We start from the raw sequence: 25,291 nt of genomic DNA on the forward strand, positions 1-25,291 counted from the left end.
AAATATGGCGCCCGTTTCCGGCGCCATATATAGCACAGGGGAAATTACTTACCGTTCGCCACAAAATCTTCGATATTTTGCGCTACTTTATTCACCAGCGTGGTGACAGCAGAATCGCTCGCCCAGGCAACGTGCGGGGTAAGCAAAAGATTCGGTAAGCGTTTTGCCGCTTGAATGAGCGGATTTTCTTTTTCCGGCGGTTCTTTCACCAACACGTCCAACGCCGCCCCGGCAATTTTACCGCTTTCTAAGGCCGCCAATAATGCGGTTTCGTCCACCAACGGACCGCGACCTGTGTTAATTAAATAAGCCGTCGGTTTCATTAATGCCAAGGTATCGGAGTTAATAAGATTTTTGGTGGTGTCGGTGAGCGGGCAATGCAGCGTGACGATGTCCGCTTGTTTCAGCACGGTTTCAAAATCGGTATAGCCGTCCCGAATTTGGCTTGCGCCTTTGTGTTCCGCATACAATATTTTCATGCCCAACAACTGCGCCAAGCGCCCGATTTCCGTGCCGATGTTGCCTTTGCCGAATACGCCGAGAGTCGCGCCACGCACATCGGTAATCGGGTAATCGGTATAACAAAATTGCCCGCAGGTCGCCCAACGATCAGAAGTGACTTGATCGCGGTGATAGCTCATGAGGCTATGTTTCAGCGCAAAAATCATACCTAAAACGTGCTCCGGCACGGTGACGCTGGAATAACCCGTAACGTTCTTCACGGCGATACCCAGCGCTTTCGCCGCCTCTAAATCAATGTTATTGGTGCCGGTGGCGGTGATGGCGATGAGTTTTAATTTCGGTAAGCGGCTTAATAAGTCACGGTCGAACACCACTTTGCTGGTCACCACAATGTCGGCATCTTTGGTGCGTTCAAAGGTTTCTTGCGGCAAAGTGCGGTCATATTCAGTCCAGGTGTGTGGAAAACTCGGGCGTGGAATGTCATGGCCGGCGGGAATGCCGGTGCGGTCTAAAAAAACAATATTCATCAAAAACTCCTTTTATGCGTAATAAATTCTGAATGCGGTTCATAACTTTAAAGAGGCCTTTAAGGAAAAACAAGGGAATGGCAGGATTTTTGTGATTTGTGTGATCCCGATCTAAAAAACGCTGAGAAAAACCACCGCACTTTTCACTCGGGAGCCTATGACGCCTGCAACCAGTTTCGTAAAATCTGCTCGCCGTATTCGGAAATGTAGGATTCGGGATGAAACTGTACGCCGTAAATGGGCAAAGTTTTGTGCTGCATTGCCATGATGATGTTATCGCTACAACGGGCAGTAATCTGTAGTTGCGTGGGGCAATGCGGTTCGCCCACCGCCCAGGAATGGTATAAACCGATTTGAAAGCTTGGCGGCAAGTTTTTGAATAACGGCGAATCCGACACAAGATACAACAGCTTTGCCTGCCCGTGGCGGGGCGACGGCAGGTTATATAATGCCGCACCGAAAAATTCGCACAACATTTGATGTCCTAAACACACGCCGAAAATGGATTTGCACCGGTGATAACGTTCCAACAAGGCAAATAATTGCGGATACGCACGCGGCACATCGGGGCCGGGAGAAATAAGCAAATGGGAGAAATTTTCCACCGCGTCCAAATCCAGGTCTTCCACATTCACCACCTGAAACGGCACTGCCAAACGGCGGATTAAATCCACTAAATTGAAAGTAAAGGAATCGTGGTTGTTGATAATCAGTAAGGACATACATTCTCTCTCGGTGGACAGGCTCTCACATAGGCGCAAAAGTATATAATTTTATGCCGATTTAGGCTAAAATTTTTGTCGTTTTTTCACGAGATAACGTTATGTGGCAAAATTTTATTCAACACGCAAACCGATTTGGCAAAACAAAAACGCCCTTCTTCTTTTTAATCGATTTTGAACAACAAAAACCGATACTCTGCCCATTAAATGAAACGGCAGAACAAGGCATTTTCGTGCAATTTCCAGGCTATACCAACGTGAATTGGCAAAAAGAACCACCGGAAGCCTTTTATTTACACAAGAAACCCATGGATTTTATGGCGTATCAACAAGGTTTTGATTTAGTGCAACGGGAATTGCGCTTCGGCAATTCTTATTTGCTGAATCTCACCTATCCAACGCCCATTGAAACCAATTATTCTCTACGACAGCTGTTTTGGCAAAGTCAGGCGAAATATAAATTGTTATTCAAAGATCAGTTCGTTTGCTTCTCGCCCGAATGTTTTGTCAATTTGCGTGACAACCGCATTTTCACTTACCCCATGAAAGGCACTATTGACGCTACCCTGCCCGACGCGCAAGCCCTCTTGCTCAATAATCAAAAGGAACAACGGGAGCATTACACCATCGTGGATTTAATGCGTAATGATTTAGCCACAGTGGCGAAAAATATTCAGGTAACACGTTTTCGTTATGTGGAAAAAATCCAAACGGAACAAGGCGCTATTTTGCAAACCAGCTCGGAAATCTGCGGCGAATTGGCGGAAAACTGGCAGGGACAGATTGGATCTATACTTGCCAACTTATTGCCGGCGGGTTCCATCAGCGGCGCGCCGAAAGAAAAAACCGTGCAAATCATTCAACAGGCAGAACAACAACCACGTGGGTATTACACAGGCATTTTCGGCATTTTTGACGGCGAATCATTGCAAAGCGCGGTGGCAATTCGTTTTATCGAACAGACGGGAAAGGGGTTGTTCTTCCGCAGTGGTGGCGGCATTACTATTCAAAGTGATGCGCAGGAAGAATATCGTGAGCTGATTCAAAAAGTATATGTGCCGTTACAACGAGGTTAATTATGGAATTTCCCCTATTTGAAACCCTTGCCATAGCACAAGGCAAAGTACGCAACATTAAACTTCATCAACAACGCTACGAACGCAGTTTACAGACGTTTTACGGCAAAAGTGCGGTCATTTTTCCAAACGTTTTTCAGCTTGCCAAACAGATCCATGTGCCGGCGGAATTGCGAGCCGAACCGCTGATTCGCTGCCGAATTGATTACAACGCTGAACAAATCCTTTGTCGCTATTTTCCCTACACGCGCAAAACCTACCGCACTTTTAAGCCTATCGTCTGCGACCACATTGACTACGGATTAAAATACGCCGACCGCACCTTGTTAAATGCACTGTTCGCACAAAAAGGCGATTGTGACGAAATCATGATCATCAAAAACGGCTATGTCACCGATTGTTCCATCGGCAACCTCATCTTCCGCCAAAACACCCAATGGTTCACCCCCGACACGCCCCTGCTCGAAGGCACCCAACGGGCAACATTACTTACCCAAGGACGCATAAAAGTGCGGTCGATTTTAGCCACGGATTTGCACTTATTTGAGGAAGTGAGATTGATTAATGCGTTGAATGGATTGGATGATTAGTGTAACGATTCAAAAATTTGTAATATCACAAAGACAAAATGGCATCGTTTTCACAATAAAGTTTATCCGTCTTTAAACTACAAAAAAGTGTTCCATTACCGTATTATCCGTACATTTTCCACCCGGCGTTGGCTTTGTTTTATACTAAGAAGATTATTCAATTAAATGATACGTCAAGTATGGAATAATGAATATCCGGATAAAAAAGCCTGTTGACCGATTTCAATAGGCTTTGAGTATTTATTAAGGCATGTAGTTAAATTTTATCAGCACATTATCTAACCTTACGAAACAAATCCTTGCTATAAATCACTTCCGTCGGGTTGGCGGGGTCGTAGCCGTTTAGTGTGGGGTTGAGATAGACGGGAACGGTGGATTGATATAACGGCAGAACCACATTTTCCTCTTGCAGGATTTGCTCGATTCGTCCGTAAAGTGCGGTGCGTTCTGCCGGTAGAATGACTTTCAGGCTTTGTTCAAATAAGCCATCCAGTTCGTCGTTACTATAACCGCTTTTGTTATCCGGGCTACGGCTGTAGAACAGGCTTAAAAATGCGGATGGTTCGTTATAATCGGCACACCAACCGGCGCGGGCGATTTGAAACTCGCCTTTAGCAATGTTCTCCAGCAATTGTTGTTTCGGCATCCCTTCGCCGATAATCTGAATCATGTCCGATTGCGACCACGTGCGAATCAACCCCTGCACCAGTTGACTTTGCACTTCTGATTGATCGTAACTTAGGGTCAGTTTGAGCGGTGCCTTCTCTCCAATTCGCGCTTGGCTTAATAATTGTTCAACCGGCGTTTGCTCCCACCGGCTGTCGATGGTTTGCATGGAAATTGGTAAAAAATTATCCGTTAAAGGAATCCTGTTTTTACTTTCCGGCAATAAACTGCGGGCAGATGTCATCATTGCCAATGCCTTACGCACCGGGCTTTGCGCCAGTTGTGGCGTGTTAAAATTAAAGGTGTAAAAATAGGTGCAAAGTTGCGGGAAGTATTGAGTTTGATCCGTTTGTTGCTGCGGCTGCCACACCACATCTAAGGCGCTGACGTCCTGTTGCAGTGCGATTTTCTGATAATCCACATTTTTAAACGCCACTTTTTCTTTCGCCCAATATTGCGGGTTCTTTTCCAAATGGATGAGATTGCCTTGCTGCCCCATCACTTGATACGCCCCGTTGGTCACAATGCCTTCATGTGGCGACAAATATTGTGGCAACAGGCTGATATGCGCCAGCATTTGCGGCAAGTAAGGGGTCGCTTTATCTAAAGTTAAGCGTAAAGTGCGGTCATTTTCCGCGACAATTCCCAACTGCTCTGGCAGCAGAGTTTGCTGTAACACTTTCTCCGCGTTGACTAAGTTAAGGTAGCGTAAATAGTGCTTTAAAGGAGAATCCGATTGCGCCAGCCGTTGCCAGCTTGCAACAAATTGCTGCGCAGTCACCGGTTCGCCGTTAGACCATATTGCTTCTTTTCGTAAGGTGAAGTGCCAGATTTTGTTGTCTTTGGTTTGCCAGCTTTCCGCCACTGCCGGCACCACATTGCCTTGAGGATCATAAATCACCAAACCTTCAAAAATATCGCGCAAAAAGGCGATTTGCTCAATATTTGAAGCTTGCAATGGGTTCAAGAATAAGTCGGAATAAACACCACGCACCAGCAACTGGCGGTTCGCTTGAGGTGAGGGTTGTTCGGTTGGTACGTCAACCGTTGAAACAGGTTTGGCGGGCTTTTGGGGTTGGTCATCACATCCGTTCAACCCAAAAACACTGAAAAAAAGCACCGCACTTTTAAAGTGGAAAATACGCATTTAAATGAATTCAATGAAATAAATGCGCACATTATACATCAGTCTGTTTGATTGTTTACTCTTCTTTGAGGGTTTTGATCCAGAAAAAGAAGCACCAATATTTAATCAGGAGGACAGCAATAATAATACTTTTACCAATGATACTCGGCGTAAAATAAAAGCCTAGCAATAGCATAGAGGTAGAAAAGCTCAAAATATAGATTTTCGCTTTCTTGGTTAGTGCGCGTTGTTGCTGGAAATCTTTCAGATGGTTTTGATAGATTTTTGTGCCGATGAACCAGTTATGCAAACGGTCAGACCCCTTGGCAAAACAAAATAAGGTCAGCAGCAAAAACGGCGTAGTAGGCAAAAGAGGAAGGACAATACCGACAATACCTAATGCCAAAAAGATAAAGCCAAGTCCGATGTAAAAATACTTCATTGAGAACCTCAAAATAAAAATTATTCGCAATTATCCTTGAATTGGTGGATTTTTCAAGCTTGAAATCATAAAATCGAACCCAATTTAATTAATCAGTTTTTTCTATAATATTCGCTTTTTCTATAATAAAAGGACATTTGAATGACAAATCCATTACTCACACCCACCACCTTACCCGCATTTTCCAAAATCGAGCCGCAATATATCGAACCTGCCATCAAGCAACTGATTCAAGAAAATCGTGAAACCATCGAACGCGTGGTAAAACAACCGCACTTTACTTGGGAAAATTTCATCCTGCCGTTAACGGAAGCCGGCGATCGTTTAAGCAAAGTTTGGTCGCCGATTTCGCATTTGAATTCGGTAAAAAATAGCTCCGAATTACGCGAAGCCTACCAAGCCTGTCTGCCGCTATTGGCGGAATACAGCACGTGGGTCGGCCAACATCAGGGGTTATATGAAGCCTATTTGCAATTAAAAAACAGCCCTGAATTTGCCGGTTACAGCCAAGCACAGAAAAAAGCCATTGAAAACAGCCTGCGTGATTTCAAATTATCGGGCATCTCCTTGCCGCCGGAAAAACAACAACGTTATGGCGAAATCACCGCGCGATTATCTGAGCTCACCTCCCAATTCAGCAATAACGTGCTGGACGCCACCATGGGCTGGGAGAAAGTCATTGAAGACGTAAACCTTCTTAAAGGCTTGCCGGAATCCGCACTGGAAGCGGCAAAACAATCGGCGGAAAGCAAAGGGTTAAGCGGCTATCGCTTTACCTTGGAATTTCCGAGCTACATTCCGGTGATGACATATTGTGAAAACCGTGAATTGCGCGAAGAGATGTATCGTGCTTTCGCCACCCGCGCCTCCGATCAAGGTCCGAATGCGGGCAAATGGGATAATTCTGCAATTATGCAGGAAATTTTGAGTCTGCGCGTTGAATTAGCAAAATTGCTGGATTTCAACACCTATACCGAATTATCCCTTGCCACCAAAATGGCGGAAAATCCACAACAGGTGTTGGACTTCTTAGAAAATCTCGCTACCCGCGCCAAAGCACAAGGCGAACATGAATTACAGGAATTAAAAGATTTCTGCAAAACACACTATAATTTGACCGCACTTGAGCTTTGGGATTTGTCCTTTTACAGCGAGAAACAAAAACAACATTTATATGCCATTAGCGATGAAGAATTGCGCCCTTATTTCCCGGAAGATCGTGTCCTTAACGGCTTATTTGAACTGATTAAACGCATTTTCAACATTCGTGCCGTAGAACGTCATGATGTGGAAACCTGGCATAAAGATGTGCACTTCTTTGACTTAATTGATGAAAATGATGAAGTTCGCGGCAGCTTCTATTTAGATTTGTATGCCCGTGAACATAAACGCGGCGGCGCATGGATGGACGATTGTATCGGTCGTCGCAAAACCATCGACGGTAGTCTACAAAAACCGGTCGCCTATTTAACCTGTAACTTCAATCGTCCGCTCGGTGATCAACCGGCATTATTCACCCATGATGAAGTCACTACCCTGTTCCATGAATTCGGGCATGGGTTACATCATATGCTCACCAAAATCGATGTGGCGGATGTCGCCGGCATTAACGGTGTGCCTTGGGATGCCGTGGAATTGCCAAGTCAATTTATGGAAAACTGGTGCTGGGAAGAAGAAGCGTTGCAGTTTATTTCCGGTCATTATCAAACGGGTGAACCGTTACCAAAAGAGAAACTGACCCAATTACTCAAAGCGAAAAATTTCCAAGCGGCGATGTTTGTTTTGCGTCAGCTGGAATTCGCGTTGTTTGATTTCCGTTTGCATCATACTTTTGAACCGAATAAACAGAATCAAGTATTGGATATGCTACACGCCGTGAAACGCCAAGTTGCGGTGATTCTGGGTGCACAATGGGGAAGAATGCCGCACAGCTTCAGCCACATTTTTGCCGGCGGTTATGCGGCGGGCTATTACAGCTATTTATGGGCGGAAGTGTTATCGGCAGATGCTTATTCTCGCTTTGAGGAAGAAGGCATTTTCAATGCGAAAACCGGTCAATCTTTCTTGGATGAAATCCTCACCAAAGGCGGTTCCGAAGAGCCGATGACGTTATTCAAAAACTTCCGTGGTCGTGAACCGCAATTAGATGCGCTACTCCGCCACAAAGGCATTGCAAATTAAAAAACGCCGTTGAAAACGACCGCACTTTTCCTTCAGGCGATAAAGTGCGGTCATTATTTTAGGTGTTTTTTACCATGGAAAAAAGGCTTACTCATTACAAGTAAGCCTTCTTATTTAAAACCGAGTTATTTTTTCAGAACCAATACAACGGAATCACCGGCAACCACTTCACCGGATTTTTTCTCCATATTACTGATTTCGTCCATATTAGAGATCACCACCGGCGTTAATACAGATTTGGCTTTTGCTTCTAATAACGGAAGATCCAATTCAATAATGGTATCACCACGTTTTACGGTTTGACCTTCTTTTGCAACACGGGTAAATCCTTCGCCTTTCAATTCAACGGTATCAATGCCGAAGTGTACAAACAATTCAACGCCTTCTTTTGATTCCATTGAAAAGGCATGATTAGTTTCAAAGATTTTACCAACTACGCCATCCACCGGTGCAACCAGTTTGTTACCGGTCGGGCGAATTGCAACACCGTCACCAACGATTTTTTCAGAGAATACGACATCCGGAACATCTTCAATGTTCACGATTTCTCCGGAAAGTGGCGCATAGATTTCCACATCCATCGCTTTCTTGTCTTTTGAACCAAATAATTTGTCAAATAAACCCATTTTACTCTCCTGACGTTAAAAAATGCGGTCGTATTTTAGCTTAAAATCTAAAAGTTGTATCTAATTTAATGCTTTTTCATACAAAAAATCAGAGACCAAACTTTCAATTTCGGCAGCCGTCGGTTGCTGTAACGCTTTTTCAGCTAAGGCTTTTGCATCTTGGAAATTCACATTACGGATTAATTTCTTAATGCGCGGCACAGAAATGGCACTCATACTGAACTCATCCAAGCCCATACCCAACAATAGAATCGTCGCGCGTTCATCACCTGCCAACTCACCACACATACCGGTCCATTTTCCTTCTGCATGAGAGGCATCAATCACCTGTTTAATTAAGTTCAGCACCGATGGACTCATTGGGTTATAGAGATGGGAAATTAACTCGTTACCACGGTCAACCGCCAAAGTGTATTGTGCTAAATCATTGGTACCGATACTAAAGAAATCCACTTCTTTTGCTAAGAATCCGGCATTGACGGCCGCCGCCGGGGTTTCAACCATTACACCGATTTGAATATCTTCATCAAAGGCTTTGCCTTCGTTACGCAATTCAACTTTTAATTTTTCAACCACCGATTTTAATTCGCGAATTTCTTCCACGGAAATAATCATCGGGAACATCACCGCTAGTTTTCCGTAAGCAGAAGCGCGCAACACGGCTCTTAATTGCGCATGTAGAATCTCACGACGATCCAACGCAATGCGAATTGCACGCCAGCCAAGGAACGGGTTCATTTCTTTCGGCAGATTCAAATATGGCAGTTCTTTATCGCCACCGATATCCATGGTACGCAACACCACGAGATTCCCATTCATGGCTTCTACCACTTCTTTATACGCAATAAACTGTTCTTCTTCGGTTGGTAGCTGGTCGCGGTCCATGAACAAAAATTCGGTACGGTATAAACCAACACCTTCCGCGCCGTTACGTTCAGCGCCTTCCACATCACGGATTGTACCGATATTCGCCACCACATCGACACGGTGACCATCTAACGTGAGCGCCGGTAAGTCTTTTAATTTTGCTAATTCGGCTTTTTCTTCCACCAATTTCGCTTGTAATGCTTTCAAGCGTTGAATATCTTCTTGAGAAGGATTGACATAAACTACGTTATTTAGCGCATCCAGGATCAGGTAATCCCCGGTATTCACTTTATGGGTAACGTTATTGGTTCCCACGATTGCCGGCAATTCCAAAGAGCGCGCCATAATTGAAGTATGGGAGGTGCGACCACCAATGTCGGTAACAAAGCCTAACACTTTATCCAAATTTAACTGTGCGGTTTCGGAAGGGGTTAAATCATAGGCAACCAAAATCGCTTCTTCGTTAATTTCACCTAAATCGACGATATGCATACCTAAAATATTTTTAATTAAACGATTACCAATATCGCGAATATCGCCGGCACGTTCTTTCAAATATTCATCATCAATTTCCGATAACATCGCCACTTGCTGATCGATAATCACATTCGCGGCAACTGCAGCATTGACATGATTTGAACGAAGGTAATCAATGATTTCTTCTTCCAGTTCCTCATCTTCCAAAATCATTAAATGACCTTCAAAGATAGCCGCCTTCTCTTCCCCCAAAGATTGATAGGCCCGATCTTTAATAGAATTTAACTGTTCAACCGCAGCATCGCGTCCCGCATAAAAGCGTGCCACTTCATCTTCAATTTGGCTGTCTTTAATTTTTTGCGTATCAAGTACAATTTTTTCTTCTTTAAGCACAAGTGCTTTGCCAAAAACAATACCCGGAGAGGCCGGAATTCCTGAAATCATAGTAACCTTCTTATTAAACTGAACAAAAATCAATCACTCACTAAATAGAATAAAAGCCATAACCCGCCATCCAAAAGCTTATAGCAACAAGGAGGAAAATTATGGCTGCTTAATTACTCTAATGTAGGAATTAATGCAACAAGATGCTCAACCGCTTTTTCCGCGTCCTCACCTTCTGCCGAGATAGTAATCACAGTTCCCTGAGTTAACGCCAGTGTCTGTAATTTAAACAAACTTTTCGCACTGGCACTTTTACCGGCGGATGTGACCGTAATGTCAGAAGCAAACGCTTTCGCTTCTTTTACAAATTGCGCTGCCGGACGCGTGTGTAAACCATTAGCTGCAGTAATTTCAACATCTTTTGAATACATGTTACTTTCCTCTAAAAAGTTAATAGAATGCATTTAATTCATTTCAGTATTTTTTCAATTATTTATTTAAAATACTAAAATAAATGACAGTATCTTGTGTTTCATCTTCTGATGCAAGCCGTTTTACCCAAAAGTTTGAATCAGATCACAAAAAAATTCAAAATAAATTAATCTTTTAACCAAAAATTAACATTCAATGCCTAAAAAGCAGTAAACCATCTCACTCAATAGAAAAATGCCGTTGTGATTTCATGTCCCTTCGGCTGGTGAGTAAGCGGTGATAATTTTCGTAGCGCACAGCGCTAATTTTTCCTTCTTCCACGGCTTGTCGCAAAGCGCACCCCGGGTCATTTAAATGCTTACAATCACGGAATTTACAAGTTCCCAACACGGTCTGAAATTCACGATAACCTCTTGTAATCTGCTCATCTTCCAGATGCCACAAACCGAATTCCCGAATTCCCGGCGAATCAATCAGACTGCCGCCTTGCGGCAAATGATATAAACGGGATGATGTGGTGGTATGCTGTCCCAAACCTGAAGTGGAACTGATTTCCCCGACTTGCGCTTCAACATGAGGTAGCACCGCATTAATCAAACTGGATTTTCCCACACCGGATTGCCCGACAAAAATAGATACACCGTCGGATAAAAGTGCGGTCAGTTTTTCCAGATTTTTTCCGCTCTGAGCAGACACCATCAACGTTTGGTAACCGATTTTACGGTAAATTTCCAGTTGCGAATCCACCTCCTGCCACTGCAACTCCGTCAACATATCCGCCTTATTTAACACGATAATCGGTTCAATTTTGGCTTCTTCACACACCACTAAATAACGATCGATAATATTTAACGATAAACTCGGCAATACGGAAGAAATGATAATAATGCGATCAATATTGGCGGCGATCACTTTCATTCCATCATAATAATCCGGGCGGGAAATTTCATTTTGGCGCGGATGAACACCTTCAATTACCCCACTCACGCCCTGCAATTGTTCGTTGCCTTGTCGCCAAATTACACGGTCACCGACCACTACACCAGCTAAGGTCCGACGCAAATTACAACGGAAAATCTCACCCCGCTCATTTTCGACATCCGCATGACGGGCATAGCGGGTCACCACCAAGCCTTCTTGCGACGCGCCCAACATGTCATCCTGCCACTCAATCTCTTTTTTCTGATGGCGATGCAAAACTTTCTTGTTGTTGGACTGAATACGGCGTTGTTGATTCTGAGTTAATTTCGGTTTGCTCATAAAAGTGCGGTCGTTTTTTGGGGCGTTTTTCGCTAGAATAACAAAAATTTTGCATAGGATACCTTATATCATGTCATTCGATAAACAAAATCTGATTTGGATTGATTTAGAAATGACCGGACTTGATCCGGAAAAAGAACGTATTATTGAAATCGCCACCATCGTGACCGATAAAAATTTAAACATCCTTGCCGAGGGCCCTGTCCTTGCTATTCGCCAGCCCGATGCGTTACTGAATAAAATGAGTGAATGGTGTGTAAAAACCCACACGGCAAACGGCTTGATCGAACGTGTTAAAGCCAGCAAACTCACCAAACGCGCGGCAGAGCTACAAACACTTGATTTCTTAAAAAAATACGTTCCGAAAGGCGCCTCCCCGATTTGTGGCAACAGCGTTGCGCAGGACAAACGCTTCCTGTTTAAATACATGCCTGAACTTGCCGACTATTTTCATTATCGCCACCTTGACGTCAGCACCTTAAAAGAGCTTGCCGCCCGCTGGAGACCGGACATTTTAAACGGCTTTAATAAGCAAAATACGCATTTGGCGCTGGACGATATTCGTGAATCTATCAAAGAGTTAGCCTATTATCGTGAACATTTTTTGAAGATGGACTAAATCGTCGAATATATAAACAAGCGCGTAATTTCCACGATTTTATACTTGCACTGCACAAAAATATTCGTATAATGCCGTCTCATTCGTTTTATGTGAACGCGGGAATAGCTCAGTTGGTAGAGCACGACCTTGCCAAGGTCGGGGTCGCGAGTTCGAGCCTCGTTTCCCGCTCCAAATTTACAATCCCTCGCCTTTCAGCGAGGGATTTTTTATTCTGTGCGCGACCTTGAGACTGAAAAGTCGGTCAGAATTCCCGGTGTTTTTCAATACAAACTGACAAATCTTTAACTTATCTTTACATTGGCATATCCCTAATGCTATTGAGGTTATAAGTTATTAGGTATAAAATTAGCACTCTTACTTTGTCTTTTCTGTTATCTTCAGTCTTAAACCTAAAGAACCAATTTATGTTTAAAAAATTTCTTAATTATCTAAATAGCCGAATCTTTTGGATTTGGCTACTCTTTTTCTCATTTATTACGCTTATTATATCACCTGAGAATACTATTTATTATGGCATGTTTGTAATATACATTATCTATTATTTAATATTCTCACTAAATCAGAAGTTATTCTGGAGCCTTATTACATTCGTTATCATAACGTTATCTATTTATCAGCCTATATATTTATCTTATGGAAACTTAAACTCCGGAGTTGTTGCTGCTTTTTTTGAAACCAACCCGGAAGAATCTTTTGAATTTTTAGGAAAATTAAAATTTAGCCAATTTTTACTGCCATTCTTATTTATTTTATCCGGATATATTTTATATAGACTAAGAAAACAAGCAATACCGGAAACCCCACCGACTCAACAAGAAATGAAACATCAAAAGATCTTAAAGTATGCATTAACGGCAGTAGCAATTCTGAGTATTATTTGGCTCCCTACAAAACATCATTTCGATTATGCTTCCACAGAACAAGTAGATTCCCGTTGGACTTTAGCCAACAGCCCAATAAATCTGATTTCGTTTTATGCGAATATAATAGACAGTGTGAGCGAATATTATAGTGATAAAGAAGACTTAGAATCAGCTAAAAGTATGCGATCTCCTTGGCATATTATTTCCAGTCATCCTAAATATAAAAATTATGTGTTAATTATCGGCGAAAGTGAGAGAAAGGATTATATGTCAAGCTACGGTTTTAAGTTGCCGACAACACCATTCCTGGATAAAACGAATGGATATATTAATGCAGGTTATATTTCTGCTGCGCCGGCAACATACCATTCACTATTAAATACATTATATTTTAAACCCAAAGATAAGGGCGAAAAAAATTATTCTTTTAATATTATCACGTTAGCGAAGGCGGCCGGTATAAAAACCTTCTGGCTATCAAATCAAGGGTGTATAGGAAAATATGACACTCTTGCCAGCAGATCAGGTGCAAGTGCAGATTTTCATTACTTCACGAAAAAAGGTGGATTTATTACCAATAATACCGATGATTTCAAATTACTGGATGAACTTAAAGTCAAATTTAAAGAGAAAAGTTATGCAAATAATACACGACTATTTGTCATTCATTTGATGGGATCTCATCGTAATTTTTGCCAGAGAATCACAAAAGATGAAAAGAAATACGAATTTATAAATGAAAGTTTATCCTGTTATGTCAATAGTATTTTAAAAACGGATAAATTAATTGAAGAGATCGTCTATTTATTAAAAGCACAGAATGAAAGTTATTCTTTAATTTATTTTTCAGATCATGGATTATCGCACAAAAATAAAGAAAGCAAAGAAGAAATAGATTTAGATTTTGGTGAAGAATCAAAACAAAATTTTGAAGTACCCTTTGTTAAACTTTCCAGTGATGACACATCAAGAAATTTAGTGAATGTGAAGCGAAGTGCATTTAATTTTATCTATGGTTATGCCGAATGGTTAGGAATAAAAACAGAAGAATTAAATAATGGCTATGAGTTTTTCTCAAATAAAGATGATAAAGACATTAAAGTATTTAATTTCAGAGAAAATATTTCTTATGACACATTAAAAAACGACAATATACCGAATTTTTAAATTATAACTAAAACAATAGGATATCATAATGGATAAATATTCTGCCGGAACGGTAAAATCTGTATTTTTTATGTCGGGCTTTGCTGCCTTAATTTATCAAATAGCATGGCAAAGAATGTTATTTACTGCTTTTGGAGTAGACTTAGAATCAATCACTGTTATTATTGCCGTCTTTATGGCCGGATTAGGCATAGGTGCTTATTTTGGCGGACGCATTGCCGATAAATTTCCTAAACAAATTATTTTACTCTTCGCATTAACAGAAATCGGGATTGGTACATTCGGTTTCTTAAGCCCCACACTAATTAATTTAACCCAAGCGTTATTTTTACATTCGGCACTTCTTACTGTCGCGTTCTCTAACTTTGTTTTATTGCTATTCCCTACGTTTCTAATGGGAAGCACTCTTCCCCTGCTGACACAATATTTAAATCAACACTTTGATAATATTGGCAATAATATAGGCTGGTTATACTTTACCAATACTTTAGGCGCGGCATTTGCCTGTATAACAACCGGGTTTATCTTATTCAATTATTTTACAATCACACAAGTAATCTACTTGGCAGCAATTATTAATTATCTTGTAGCGACAGTTATATTCTTAAAATACGGGAAAAAAGGAATCAGTCATGACAATCACTAAAAAAGCAATAATATTATCTTTTCTAAGTGGCTTCCTAAGCTTAGGATTAGAAGTGATTTGGATTAGACTTTTTGGTTTCTATGGTATTTCTCTACCCCAAATATTTTCTTTAACGCTTGCCTTATTTTTATTGGGTATCGCTTGTGGTTCTTTAATTGGCAAGCGCTTATGCCAATCAGAAAAAGGAACTGTTCAATATATTGGGTATTCTTTTCTGCTATCTTCAATTTTTGATTGCTTAACAATCTCACTAATAGTTAATTTCCCTATTGAGGGTATGTTAGGCATCTTTATCGTATGCATATTTTACAGCGCACTACTAAGAGGAATTGTGTTCCCAATTGTTCATCATTTAGGTGCGGAACAGAAAAAAACAGGTGCAGCAATTTCTAATGTCTATTTTGCTAATGTTCTGGGATGTACAATTTCTCCGATATTAATTGGATTTTACCTCCTTGACATTTTTACTACACAACAAACATATTTTATCATCACTTTTATTACCCTGGTTACAGCTGCATTCTGTATACAAGAAAAATGGCTAAAAAGCACAACCGCTCTTATAGCTACTATTATTATAGCGATAACCTTCGTTTTACCTGAAAATATGATTCATTCATTAGCCAAGAAAAAAGATGAAAACGGGAAATATTTAAAATTAGAGAAACTGATTGAAAATAAACACGGTTTTATTCAAGTATATTTAAGCGAAAACAATGACAAACTCGTATTCGGCGGTAATGCTTATGATGGTATGCTAAATACAAATTTGAATCACAGTCATAATGGCATTGAAAGAGCTTATTTATTACCGGTTATTGCACCTCATGCGAAAAACATTCTTGTTATCGGTTTAAGTACAGCCTCTTGGACAAGAGTTTTAACATCAATGCCCGAACTGGAATCAATGACTGTTATTGAATTAAATCCGGGCTATCCTCAGCTAGCCGGAATGTACTCTGAAATGGGCAAATTTCTACAGGACAAGCGGGTCAATCTCATCACTGATGATGGTCGCCGTTGGTTAAACCGTAATCCTGAGAAAAAATTTGACTTTATTCTAATGAATACCACATTCCATTGGAGAAATTATGCATCTAATTTACTTAGTAAAGAGTTTTTAGAATTAACAAAATCGCATTTAAATGAAAATGGTTTTATCTATTTCAACACAACGGAATCATATGATGCATACTACACCTCAAAAGAAGTTTTCCCTCATGTTTATCAATATATGAATATGTCACTAGCTTCATTGAATCCGATCAGCGCACTAACCAAAGATCAAATTACGTCCGGATTATCAAGATTAAAATGGGAAAATGGAAGTCATGTCTTCAATTCACAAGAAGAGTTAGAGAAAGGCGTTAATACTATTTTTATAAAACCTCTAATTCGTTATGAAGAGATAAATTTCCAAAATTTAGGACGCCCATTAGAAATAATTACAGATGGAAACATGATCACAGAATATAAATATGGATTTTTTAATTAAGTAAATTATGAATGAATCAATCAATCAATCAATCAATTGCAATATTAATTCCTTGTTATAATGAAGAACATAGTATATCCGATACTGTTCTCTCATTTAGATCCGCTTTGCCTTTGGCAAAAATCTACGTTTATGATAATAATTCGACAGATAAAACTTTTGAAATTGCAAGTAAACTAGATTGTATTGTACGCAATGAACCTAAACAAGGAAAAGGTGCCGTCGTTCGCAGAATGTTTGCAGATATTGATGCAGACATTTATATTCTGGTGGATGGAGATAATACCTATGATGCCAACATTGCTCCGGATTTAGTTAACACCCTGATTCAGGAAAACTTAGATATGATAATCGGGGCGCGAAATAGAAAATCAGAATCCTACCCTAAAGGTCATATACTGGGTAATAAAATTTTTTCAAAAATAATTAGTTATTTTTTTAATTCAACTATAAATGATCTTTTTTCCGGCTATAGAATAATGACGAAACGCTTTGTCAAATCTTTACCATTAATCAGTAATGGGTTTGAAATTGAAACAGAGATGACGGTATTAGCATTACAATTAAATATGCCAATAAAGGAAATTCCCACTAACTATAGTTCAAGAAAAGAAAATAGTAAGAGCAAGTTAAGAACATATAGAGATGGGTTTAAAATATTAAGTTTTATTTTCTTCTTAATTAGAGAGCAAAAACCGCTATTATTTTTTATGACACTCTCTTTAATTTGCACACTATTTTCACTGATTACCGGTACTTCCGTTATCTTCCAGTATCTCAAGCTTGGTACGGTACTAAAAATATCTACTGCTGTATTCGCTACCGGCATGGGGATTCTGGCTATATTATTTTTTGCAATTGCATTAATTCTAGACTCAATATCCAATGCAAGAAAAGAACTTAAAAGAATGAATTATCTCAATATTAAATAAAAAATGATAAAGCAATTCTTTCGATACTTCTCAGTAGGTATCATAAATACAATAATACACTGGGGAGTATTTTATATTTTCTATCGGTTAACATACGTACAGTCATTAAGCAACCTTATAGGATTCAGTACCGCCGTAATATTCTCTTTTTTTGTAAATTCAAAATATACATTTGAAAAAGAAATTAATATTACACGAATGGTTTTCTATGTTTCCTTCATGGGTTTAATGAGTTATCTCATAGGATTGATAGCCGATAAAATAGAAGCGCTCCCGGCAATTACGCTAATAACCTCTTCCGGTATAAGCCTAATCCTAGGTTTTTTATATTCCAGATATATTGTTTTTCGAAATAATAAGTAATAATTAAACACTAAAAAGGTTAATATGTATAATAAATTATTTATAAATAATGACATAAAAAAATTAGTTTATATCGCTTGTATTATTTGGATATTATGTGCCACTTTTTTAATTATACGGAACTGGAGTGATGTCGCAAATTTCGCATTGAGTGATACTGATGATCTTATGCGCTATCATCAATATAGTGAGTGGTTAAAAAATGGGAATTGGTATTTACTGCCGGATCCTCAATTTAACCCACAAGACGGCGTTATCATGCACTGGTCCAGAGTTGTGGATATTCCATTAGCCGGGGTAGCCCTGCTTGCTTCTATTTTCACCGATTGGAACACCGCATTCACCATATCGAATGTTATAACACCACTCCTTTATCTATTAATTTTTTTATTAATTATATCACTAATATCTTACCGTTTATTTGGGCTGGAGACAGCTAAAATAGCAATGCTGTTTCCACTATTAGCACCAATTAGTTATCGTTTTCTTCCGGGCGCTTTAGATCACCATAATCTTCAGTTTATTTTATTAATATCTTTTTGCATTTTCTCTATAGCAAAAAATAAACAAAATCAAAACGGGCAGCCATTCTTTATAGCGATAAGTATAGTTTTATCATTATGGATAGGGCTAGAAAACATATATAGCTTTGTTGCCATTTTAATGCTATTTGTTTTATATGGTTTACTGAATAATTTATATTACTTAGAATTAGCCAAAAAAATATGCCTGCATAGTAGTATTCTATCTTTTGCAGTATTAATACTAAACAGACCTGCAAATGAATTATTTATCCCACAATATGACGCTTTATCATTTCCATTCTTACTTTGTTTTATTGCAGGATCTATTCTTTGTACTTTATTGATTAAGTTTTCTATTCATTTTACTAACAAAATTAAAAAAATTGCTTTTTTGTGTGTAACAGGTATTGCTTTAGTTCTGCCTATCATAATTATTTATCCAAACCTAATAAAAGGAGGGTATGCCGACTACCCTATTTTCCTTAAGGATAACTGGCTATCTTTTGTCTCTGAAGCAAGACCATTAACTGTGACAATATCTCAGGATATCGGAGATATAGGTTATTTTATTGCGATTCTTCCCGCTATCCTTTCTCCATTATTTTTATCTGATAAAAAGGAATTAAATTACTGGATTATATATATCGCTTTAATCACTAATTTATTACTGGCAATATTTTGGCAAGTAAGAATGTTCTATACAGCAATGTCTGTTGCAATTCCTTTACAAGCTTATACTTGCTACTCATTAAGAGAGAAATGTTCATTACCGATAACAAAAACTATCATTTTATTTTTATCAATACCTACATTTCTATTAATTTCAACTAAAATAATCATAAATTTCAACGATGAAAATGAATCCAAAGAGATTTATGACGAAAAATATAATAATAGCTACTATGCGACGAAAAAATTACTTAATAAAAACAATTTAGAAAATAAAATTATATTACCTCCTATTGATTTAGGTGCTGCCGTTATTGCTACAACATCCAATGCTTCTATTTCTGCGCCTTACCATAGAAATATAAGAGGAAATTCTGATACAATGCGGTTTTATACGTCAGTTAATACAGATGATGCAGAAAAATACTTGATTAGAAATAATGTGGATTATATTCTGATTGAGAAAAATTTTGCCAATGTTTTAGCCGATAAATATAAGGGGAAAGAAATCATGGCTCAAAAATTAATAGATAAGAAAGATATACCTGATTATCTTGAATTTATTGATGCCAATGAAAACACCAATATTATTTTATATAAATTTATTAAACCCGAACTCAAATAACTTAACTATAATGTAATGAGAAAAAGTCATTTTTTAAAATAATGACTTTTTCTCATTCCAAATGCCCACTGTAACCATACATCAATTCAAAGCCACTACATAATCCCGCCAAAGTGCGGTACAATTCCTTACTACTTTTTAAACTGACAAACAGCATGATCGATAGATTTAGCCAATACATTTCTGATGAAAATGCCATGTGCGCCTTTGGAGCAAAACTTATCAATGCGATAAGCCATGTTCCGAATCAACAAGGCATTGCACTTTATTTGAACGGTGATCTTGGCGCTGGGAAAACGACCTTAAGCCGTGGGATGATTCAAGCTTTGGGGTATCAAGGTAAAGTAAAAAGCCCGACTTACACGTTAGTGGAAGAATATCGATTCCGCAACAAAACCGTTTACCATTTTGATTTGTATCGTCTTGCCGATCCTGAAGAGCTGGAATTTATGGGCATTCGTGATTATTTTAGTGAAAACACGCTTTGCTTGATTGAGTGGGCTGAGAAAGGAACAGGCATGCTTATGGCGGCAGATTTGTTGGTCAACATTGCCTATGCGGAAACTGCCCGTCACATTGAATTGGTTGCTCAATCGCCAATCGGCAGACAGATTATTGAACAATTAAATAACGATGATGTACCACAATGAAACTCGGCAATATCTTTAAATTATTTCTTGTCAACAGCGTTTTTTTCTTTGCAATGCCCGTTCTCGCCGGTAACGCATGGACAATTGCCGTTGATCCCGGTCATGGCGGGAAAGACCCCGGCGCTATCGGGCGCAACCTAAAAATTTATGAAAAAAATGTAACCCTTTCTATCGCCCGTGAATTAAAAGCGCTTTTAGATAAGGATCCGCATTTTCATGCCGTATTAACCCGCAACGGCGATTACTTTATTTCCGTGCCGCAACGTTCCGAAATTGCGCGTAAGCACAAAGCCAATTATTTGGTTTCCATTCATGCAGATTCCTCAGAAACCCCGAATTTACGCGGCGCTTCCGTATGGGTGTTGTCAAACCGTCGCGCCAATGACGAAATGGGGCAATGGCTGGAAGATCATGAAAAACGTTCGGAGCTGTTGGGCGGAGCGGGTAGCGTGCTCGCTTCACATAATGAAAAATACTTGGATCAAACGGTGTTAGATTTACAATTCGGACATAGCCAACGGGTGGGTTATGAATTAGGCAATATCGTGCTGCGCCATTTTTCCCAAATTGCTTCTTTAAGCCGCCCGACACCACGCCATGCAAGCCTTGGCGTCTTACGTTCGCCGGATATTCCATCCATTTTGGTAGAAACGGGCTTTCTCTCCAATCAAGATGAAGAACTGAAATTAAGCACGCCCGCCTACCGCAAAAAAATTGCAAAAGCCATTTATAACGGTTTGGTCGAATATCGTCGTCAAAATTATAAAGACGAGCCAAAAATTCCGACCGTAAAAACACCTGAAAAATCCACCGCACTTGAAGTGACGGACAGTGGCATTCGTCATAAGGTGAAATCAGGCGAAGGCTTAGGCAAACTGGCTGAAAAATACCATGTTAACATCGCGGATGTCATTGCGTTAAACAAATTAAAACGCAAAAAATTGTGGGTGGGCGAAACCATTAAAATCCCTGATAATGGCAAAAACAACGCGACCAACACGAAGGAAAACACCGAAACTAAACCGGTGAAAAGTGCGGAAATTAAAGACAGCGGCATTCGCCATAAAGTGAAAAAAGGCGAAACTTTAACTAAACTTGCGGCAAGATATAAAGTTTCCGGTAACGATATTCTTACGCTCAATAAGCTAAAACGTAAAGAACTGCAACTGGGTGAAACCATTAAAATTCCTGCCGTTGCCAAAGCGGAAGATACCATGAAAACCGAAGCCAAAACGGAAAAAGGGAAAGCTGCAGAAAATACGAAAAGCAAGGACGAAAACACCTCGGGGAAAGGCAAAGCGGAAGTAAAACAAGCTGTGCCGACTTTCCATGTGGTGAAAAAAGATCAAACGCTCTACTCCATTGCACGTGAGTATAATCTTTCGCCAAATACCTTGCTAAAACTGAACCCGCAATTAAAAAACGGCAAAGTGTTAAGCGGGCAAAAAATCCGACTGGTTGAAAACAAACACGGGAAAAAATAATGACCATACGCATTTTATCGCCACAATTAGCTAACCAAATTGCCGCCGGGGAAGTGGTTGAACGCCCTGCTTCGGTGGTGAAAGAATTGGTGGAAAACAGCCTTGATGCCGGTGCCGATAAAATTCAAATTGATATTGAAAACGGGGGCGCCGGGCTGATTCGCATTCGTGACAATGGCATCGGCATTGCTAAAGAGGAGCTAGCTTTAGCCCTTGCCCGCCATGCCACCAGCAAAATTGCCGATTTAGCAGATTTGGAAGCCATTTTAAGCCTGGGATTTCGCGGTGAAGCGCTCGCCAGTATCAGTTCTGTCTCCCGCTTAACCCTCACCTCCCGCACAGCCGAACAAAGCGAAGCTTGGCAAGTTTATGCCCAAGGGCGGGATATGAAAACCATCATTCAACCCGCCTCTCATCCTGTGGGCACTACCGTTGAAGTGGCAAATTTATTTTTTAACACGCCTGCCCGTCGCAAATTTTTACGTTCGGAAAAAACCGAATTTTCCCATATTGATGAAGTTATTCGTCGCATTGCATTAGCCAAATTTCACATTAACTTTACTCTGACACACAATGGGAAAGTGCTTCGCCAGTATAAAAGTGCGGTCACCCATGAACAAAAATTAAAGCGCGTCGCTGCTATTTGCGGTCAGGATTTTATTCAAAACGCGTTACAAATCGACTGGAAACACGATGACCTGCATTTATCCGGCTGGGTGGCGTTGCCGCAGTTTAACCGTCCGCAAAACGACCTGAATTATTGCTATGTCAACGGGCGCATGGTGCGTGATAAAACCATTACGCACGCGATCCGCCAAGCCTATGCGGATTATTTAACCACTGAACAATATCCCGCTTTTGTGTTGTTTATTGATCTCAATCCGAATGAGGTGGATGTGAATGTGCACCCAACCAAACACGAAGTGCGTTTCCAGCAATCCCGATTGGTGCATGATTTCATCACCCAAGGCATTAGTAACGCGCTGGCTTCAGAACAAATACACTTGACCCCGTCATCAATGGAAAATGCCGTAGAAGAACCTGCGGGTGTGTGGGAAGCGCCGACTTACACCAAACCGAATCGCTCGGCGGCAGGGCAAAATATATTCGCACCGACTACCGGTTATTCCGCCACTGCCTACGCCGAAAAAAAGAATGACGGCACGCAAAAACACCGGCAAAGTTCACCGCACTTTTATCGTGAAAATGCCCATCGTGAACAAATTACGCAGAACGTATTGAATGCCCACAAAACCTTGTGGACGGCGTTAAAAAATCAGCCTCAAACGGAAATGACCATAGCGGAAGTCAGCAAACCCAATACCGATTTTTTACACGCGCTTGCGCTTATCAACGACGAGGCATTATTGTTACAGCAAGGACAGCATTTTTATTTGTTGTCATTAGCCCGTTTGCAGCATTTAAAATTGGAGTTGAATTTAACCTTGGCGCCAACATCTCAGCCATTGTTAATCCCGATTATTTTTCGCTTATCTAATGACCAATGGCAGGCATGGTTACAACAAAAAACGTTCTTTGAGCAAATCGGTTTTACTTTTACGGAAGAGGCGACACAACATAAAATAACGCTGCAAAAAGTATCGGCACATTTACGCCAACAAAATTTACAGCAGATAATTATCTCGCTATTAAATCACTCCATCGAAAATTTACCTGAATTTTTGACCGCACTTTTGGCGTCCTTAGAATTCGCGCCCATCACCGTGCTTGCCGATGCGGTAAGTTTGCTGACCGATACGGAACAATTACTTGCCAAACAAGCGCAAACCTGCCTGATGGATTTGCTTGTGGAAATCGATTGGCAGCCTTATTTAACCCAACTGAAATAACCGCCCCACTAACTATGCAAGATTCCGAACAAAAACCTTTGGCGATTTTTTTAATGGGTCCCACCGCTTCCGGCAAAACGGATTTAGCCATTCAACTGCGCCAACATCTGCCGGTGGAAGTAATAAGCGTGGATTCAGCTCTCATTTATCGCGGCATGGATATTGGCACGGCAAAGCCCTCAAAAGCCGAGTTGGCACTGGCGCCCCACCGTTTAATTGATATTTGCGACCCGGCAGAAAGCTATTCCGCCGCCAATTTCCGCACCGACGCCCTACGTGAAATGCAGGACATTACCTCGTTGGGTAAAATCCCGTTATTGGTGGGTGGCACGATGTTGTATTACAAAGCGTTGCTCGAAGGCTTATCGCCATTGCCCTCCGCCGATGAAAAAGTGCGGTCAGAAATTGAAGCGAAAGCGGAACGTATCGGCTGGGCGGCATTACATCAGGAACTGAACAAAATCGACCCCATCTCGGCGCAACGCATTAACCCGAATGATTCGCAACGGATTAACCGCGCACTGGAAGTGTTTTATTTAAGCGGCAAAACCTTAACGGAATTAACCGAACAAAAAGGCGACGCGCTGCCCTATGAGATTCTGCAATTCGCCATTGCACCGGAGCAGAGAGATCTGTTGCATCAACGCATTGAGCAACGTTTTCATAAAATGATTGAACTTGGCTTTCAACAAGAGGTCGAAAAACTGTACCGACGCGCTGATTTGCACGAGAATTTGCCCTCCATTCGCTGTGTGGGGTATCGTCAAATGTGGGAATATTTGCGTGGTGACTATAGCCATGATGAAATGGTTTTTCGTGGTATCTGCGCCACCCGCCAATTAGCCAAGCGTCAGATTACTTGGTTACGCGGTTGGAAATCACCGATTCAATGGCTGGACAGTTTACAACCGGCTCAAGCGCTTGAGAAAGTGTTAAGTTTGCTTTCAAATAAAGCGTAAAACCCTATTGCGCCTAGTGACTTTCTAAACAATTGTTGTTATATTGAATCTCGGAGGCCGTACAGCTTGGCTGTATTGTTTTTTTAATAAAAATTTGTAGAAAATAGAAGGAAAGAAAAATGGCAAAAGGACAATCTTTACAAGATCCTTACTTGAACGCACTTCGTCGTGAACGCATTCCCGTTTCAATTTATTTGGTAAACGGTATCAAATTACAGGGGCAAATCGAGTCATTCGATCAATTCGTGATTTTACTGAAAAACACAGTAAATCAAATGGTTTATAAACACGCCATCTCGACTGTTGTACCGGCGCGTTCCGTCGCCCATCACAATGCTAACCAACAGCAGCAACATCAGGGACAACAGCAAGAAACTACTCCTGCCGAAAACAATGTTGAAGCTCAGGCAGAATAACGAAGCTGAAAATATTGAACCCTTTACTCAATAATTTAAGCCAAAGTGCGGTGGATTCTGCGGAAATTTCCACCGCACTTTTTGCGTCTGATAAGCCTGATAATCCCTCATCACATGAAAAATCATGGATTGAATCATGCCACTATCGTGCATTGCCTTTTTGATTCACAAAAAAATACGGATGATTT

General features: G+C 40.5%; 23 protein-coding genes and 1 tRNA gene. 16 read left to right on the forward strand and 8 right to left on the reverse strand.

Annotation, left to right across the window (positions count from 1 at the left end; translation table 11 throughout):
- Positions 1 to 44: 44 nt before the first annotated feature.
- Together LIN98_RS08125 and LIN98_RS08130 are read right to left on the reverse strand one after the other, a co-directional pair.
- Positions 45 to 989, reverse strand: a complete 945-nt coding sequence (locus LIN98_RS08125) for a 2-hydroxyacid dehydrogenase (RefSeq protein WP_005568190.1) — start codon at positions 987 to 989, stop codon at positions 45 to 47.
- Positions 990 to 1,144: 155 nt separating this feature from the next.
- The gene (locus tag LIN98_RS08130; protein WP_005545346.1) at positions 1,145 to 1,711 is read right to left on the reverse strand and encodes an anthranilate synthase component II; all 567 of its coding nucleotides are present in this window, start codon (positions 1,709 to 1,711) and stop codon (positions 1,145 to 1,147) included.
- Positions 1,712 to 1,812: 101 nt separating this feature from the next.
- Between LIN98_RS08130 and LIN98_RS08135 the strand changes: the two genes are divergently transcribed.
- Positions 1,813 to 2,787, forward strand: coding sequence for an aminodeoxychorismate synthase component I (locus tag LIN98_RS08135; RefSeq protein WP_005545348.1), 975 nt, complete (start codon positions 1,813 to 1,815; stop codon positions 2,785 to 2,787).
- Positions 2,788 to 2,789: 2 nt separating this feature from the next.
- Positions 2,790 to 3,377: an aminotransferase class IV family protein gene (locus tag LIN98_RS08140; protein ID WP_005545351.1), complete on the forward strand. Its 588-nt coding sequence runs from the start codon at positions 2,790 to 2,792 to the stop codon at positions 3,375 to 3,377.
- A 274-nt stretch (positions 3,378 to 3,651) separates the two neighbouring features.
- Here the strand turns inward: LIN98_RS08140 and LIN98_RS08145 are convergent, their stop codons facing one another.
- Positions 3,652 to 5,190 carry a peptide ABC transporter substrate-binding protein gene (locus LIN98_RS08145; protein ID WP_005545353.1) on the reverse strand — a complete coding sequence of 513 codons (1,539 nt, stop codon included), beginning with the start codon at positions 5,188 to 5,190 and terminating at the stop codon, positions 3,652 to 3,654.
- Between the two features lie 55 nt (positions 5,191 to 5,245).
- Positions 5,246 to 5,611 carry a YbaN family protein gene (locus tag LIN98_RS08150; RefSeq protein WP_005540969.1) on the reverse strand — a complete coding sequence of 122 codons (366 nt, stop codon included), beginning with the start codon at positions 5,609 to 5,611 and terminating at the stop codon, positions 5,246 to 5,248.
- Positions 5,612 to 5,752: 141 nt separating this feature from the next.
- Here LIN98_RS08150 and prlC point away from each other — a divergent pair, with 141 nt between their 5' ends.
- On the forward strand, positions 5,753 to 7,792 hold the full coding sequence (prlC, locus tag LIN98_RS08155; protein WP_148326183.1) for an oligopeptidase A: 2,040 nt from the start codon (positions 5,753 to 5,755) through the stop codon (positions 7,790 to 7,792).
- Between the two features lie 125 nt (positions 7,793 to 7,917).
- Here the strand turns inward: prlC and crr are convergent, their stop codons facing one another.
- From crr to rsgA, 4 genes are all read right to left on the reverse strand, one after another.
- The gene (gene crr, locus LIN98_RS08160; protein WP_005540965.1) at positions 7,918 to 8,418 is read right to left on the reverse strand and encodes a PTS glucose transporter subunit IIA; all 501 of its coding nucleotides are present in this window, start codon (positions 8,416 to 8,418) and stop codon (positions 7,918 to 7,920) included.
- Positions 8,419 to 8,478: 60 nt separating this feature from the next.
- On the reverse strand, positions 8,479 to 10,206 hold the full coding sequence (ptsI, locus tag LIN98_RS08165) for a phosphoenolpyruvate-protein phosphotransferase PtsI (RefSeq protein WP_005545359.1): 1,728 nt from the start codon (positions 10,204 to 10,206) through the stop codon (positions 8,479 to 8,481).
- Between the two features lie 113 nt (positions 10,207 to 10,319).
- Positions 10,320 to 10,577 carry a phosphocarrier protein Hpr gene (ptsH, locus tag LIN98_RS08170; protein WP_005540961.1) on the reverse strand — a complete coding sequence of 86 codons (258 nt, stop codon included), beginning with the start codon at positions 10,575 to 10,577 and terminating at the stop codon, positions 10,320 to 10,322.
- Positions 10,578 to 10,797: 220 nt separating this feature from the next.
- Positions 10,798 to 11,838, reverse strand: a complete 1,041-nt coding sequence (rsgA, locus tag LIN98_RS08175; RefSeq protein ID WP_005568194.1) for a small ribosomal subunit biogenesis GTPase RsgA — start codon at positions 11,836 to 11,838, stop codon at positions 10,798 to 10,800.
- A gap of 70 nt (positions 11,839 to 11,908) precedes the next feature.
- Here rsgA and orn point away from each other — a divergent pair, with 70 nt between their 5' ends.
- From orn to hfq, 13 genes are all read left to right on the forward strand, one after another.
- A complete protein-coding gene (gene orn, locus LIN98_RS08180) occupies positions 11,909 to 12,457 on the forward strand; it encodes an oligoribonuclease (protein ID WP_005545363.1) in 549 nt (182 codons plus the stop codon).
- A 98-nt stretch (positions 12,458 to 12,555) separates the two neighbouring features.
- A tRNA-Gly gene (locus LIN98_RS08185) sits at positions 12,556 to 12,631 on the forward strand.
- A gap of 233 nt (positions 12,632 to 12,864) precedes the next feature.
- Complete coding sequence (locus LIN98_RS08190) at positions 12,865 to 14,490, forward strand: phosphoethanolamine transferase family protein (RefSeq protein WP_025298293.1); 1,626 nt, start codon at positions 12,865 to 12,867, stop codon at positions 14,488 to 14,490.
- Positions 14,491 to 14,518: 28 nt separating this feature from the next.
- Entirely contained in the window at positions 14,519 to 15,136 is a 618-nt protein-coding gene (locus tag LIN98_RS08195; protein ID WP_005545372.1) for a fused MFS/spermidine synthase, read from the forward strand.
- Positions 15,123 to 16,631 carry a fused MFS/spermidine synthase gene (locus tag LIN98_RS08200; protein ID WP_005545374.1) on the forward strand — a complete coding sequence of 503 codons (1,509 nt, stop codon included), beginning with the start codon at positions 15,123 to 15,125 and terminating at the stop codon, positions 16,629 to 16,631. The genes LIN98_RS08195 and LIN98_RS08200 overlap by 14 nt, the downstream gene beginning before the upstream one ends.
- A gap of 11 nt (positions 16,632 to 16,642) precedes the next feature.
- Positions 16,643 to 17,563 (forward strand): glycosyltransferase family 2 protein, encoded by a 921-nt coding sequence (locus tag LIN98_RS08205; protein ID WP_053330344.1) that lies wholly within the window; start codon positions 16,643 to 16,645, stop codon positions 17,561 to 17,563.
- A 3-nt stretch (positions 17,564 to 17,566) separates the two neighbouring features.
- Entirely contained in the window at positions 17,567 to 17,926 is a 360-nt protein-coding gene (locus LIN98_RS08210; RefSeq protein ID WP_014167692.1) for a GtrA family protein, read from the forward strand.
- A 24-nt stretch (positions 17,927 to 17,950) separates the two neighbouring features.
- Positions 17,951 to 19,744 (forward strand): hypothetical protein, encoded by a 1,794-nt coding sequence (locus LIN98_RS08215; RefSeq protein ID WP_005545377.1) that lies wholly within the window; start codon positions 17,951 to 17,953, stop codon positions 19,742 to 19,744.
- Positions 19,745 to 19,899: 155 nt separating this feature from the next.
- Positions 19,900 to 20,394 (forward strand): tRNA (adenosine(37)-N6)-threonylcarbamoyltransferase complex ATPase subunit type 1 TsaE, encoded by a 495-nt coding sequence (gene tsaE / locus LIN98_RS08220; RefSeq protein ID WP_005545380.1) that lies wholly within the window; start codon positions 19,900 to 19,902, stop codon positions 20,392 to 20,394.
- Entirely contained in the window at positions 20,391 to 21,878 is a 1,488-nt protein-coding gene (locus LIN98_RS08225) for an N-acetylmuramoyl-L-alanine amidase (protein ID WP_061869823.1), read from the forward strand. Before tsaE ends, LIN98_RS08225 begins: the two co-directional genes overlap by 4 nt.
- Positions 21,878 to 23,728 (forward strand): DNA mismatch repair endonuclease MutL, encoded by a 1,851-nt coding sequence (mutL, locus tag LIN98_RS08230; RefSeq protein WP_249856106.1) that lies wholly within the window; start codon positions 21,878 to 21,880, stop codon positions 23,726 to 23,728. Before LIN98_RS08225 ends, mutL begins: the two co-directional genes overlap by 1 nt.
- Positions 23,729 to 23,742: 14 nt before the next feature.
- Positions 23,743 to 24,687, forward strand: coding sequence for a tRNA (adenosine(37)-N6)-dimethylallyltransferase MiaA (gene miaA, locus LIN98_RS08235; RefSeq protein WP_014167689.1), 945 nt, complete (start codon positions 23,743 to 23,745; stop codon positions 24,685 to 24,687).
- 119 nt (positions 24,688 to 24,806) lie between these two features.
- Entirely contained in the window at positions 24,807 to 25,103 is a 297-nt protein-coding gene (gene hfq / locus LIN98_RS08240) for an RNA chaperone Hfq (protein WP_005542348.1), read from the forward strand.
- Positions 25,104 to 25,291 lie beyond the last annotated feature (188 nt).

Source organism: Aggregatibacter actinomycetemcomitans (genome assembly GCF_023518055.1).
Classification (GTDB): Bacteria; Pseudomonadota; Gammaproteobacteria; order Enterobacterales; family Pasteurellaceae; genus Aggregatibacter; species Aggregatibacter actinomycetemcomitans.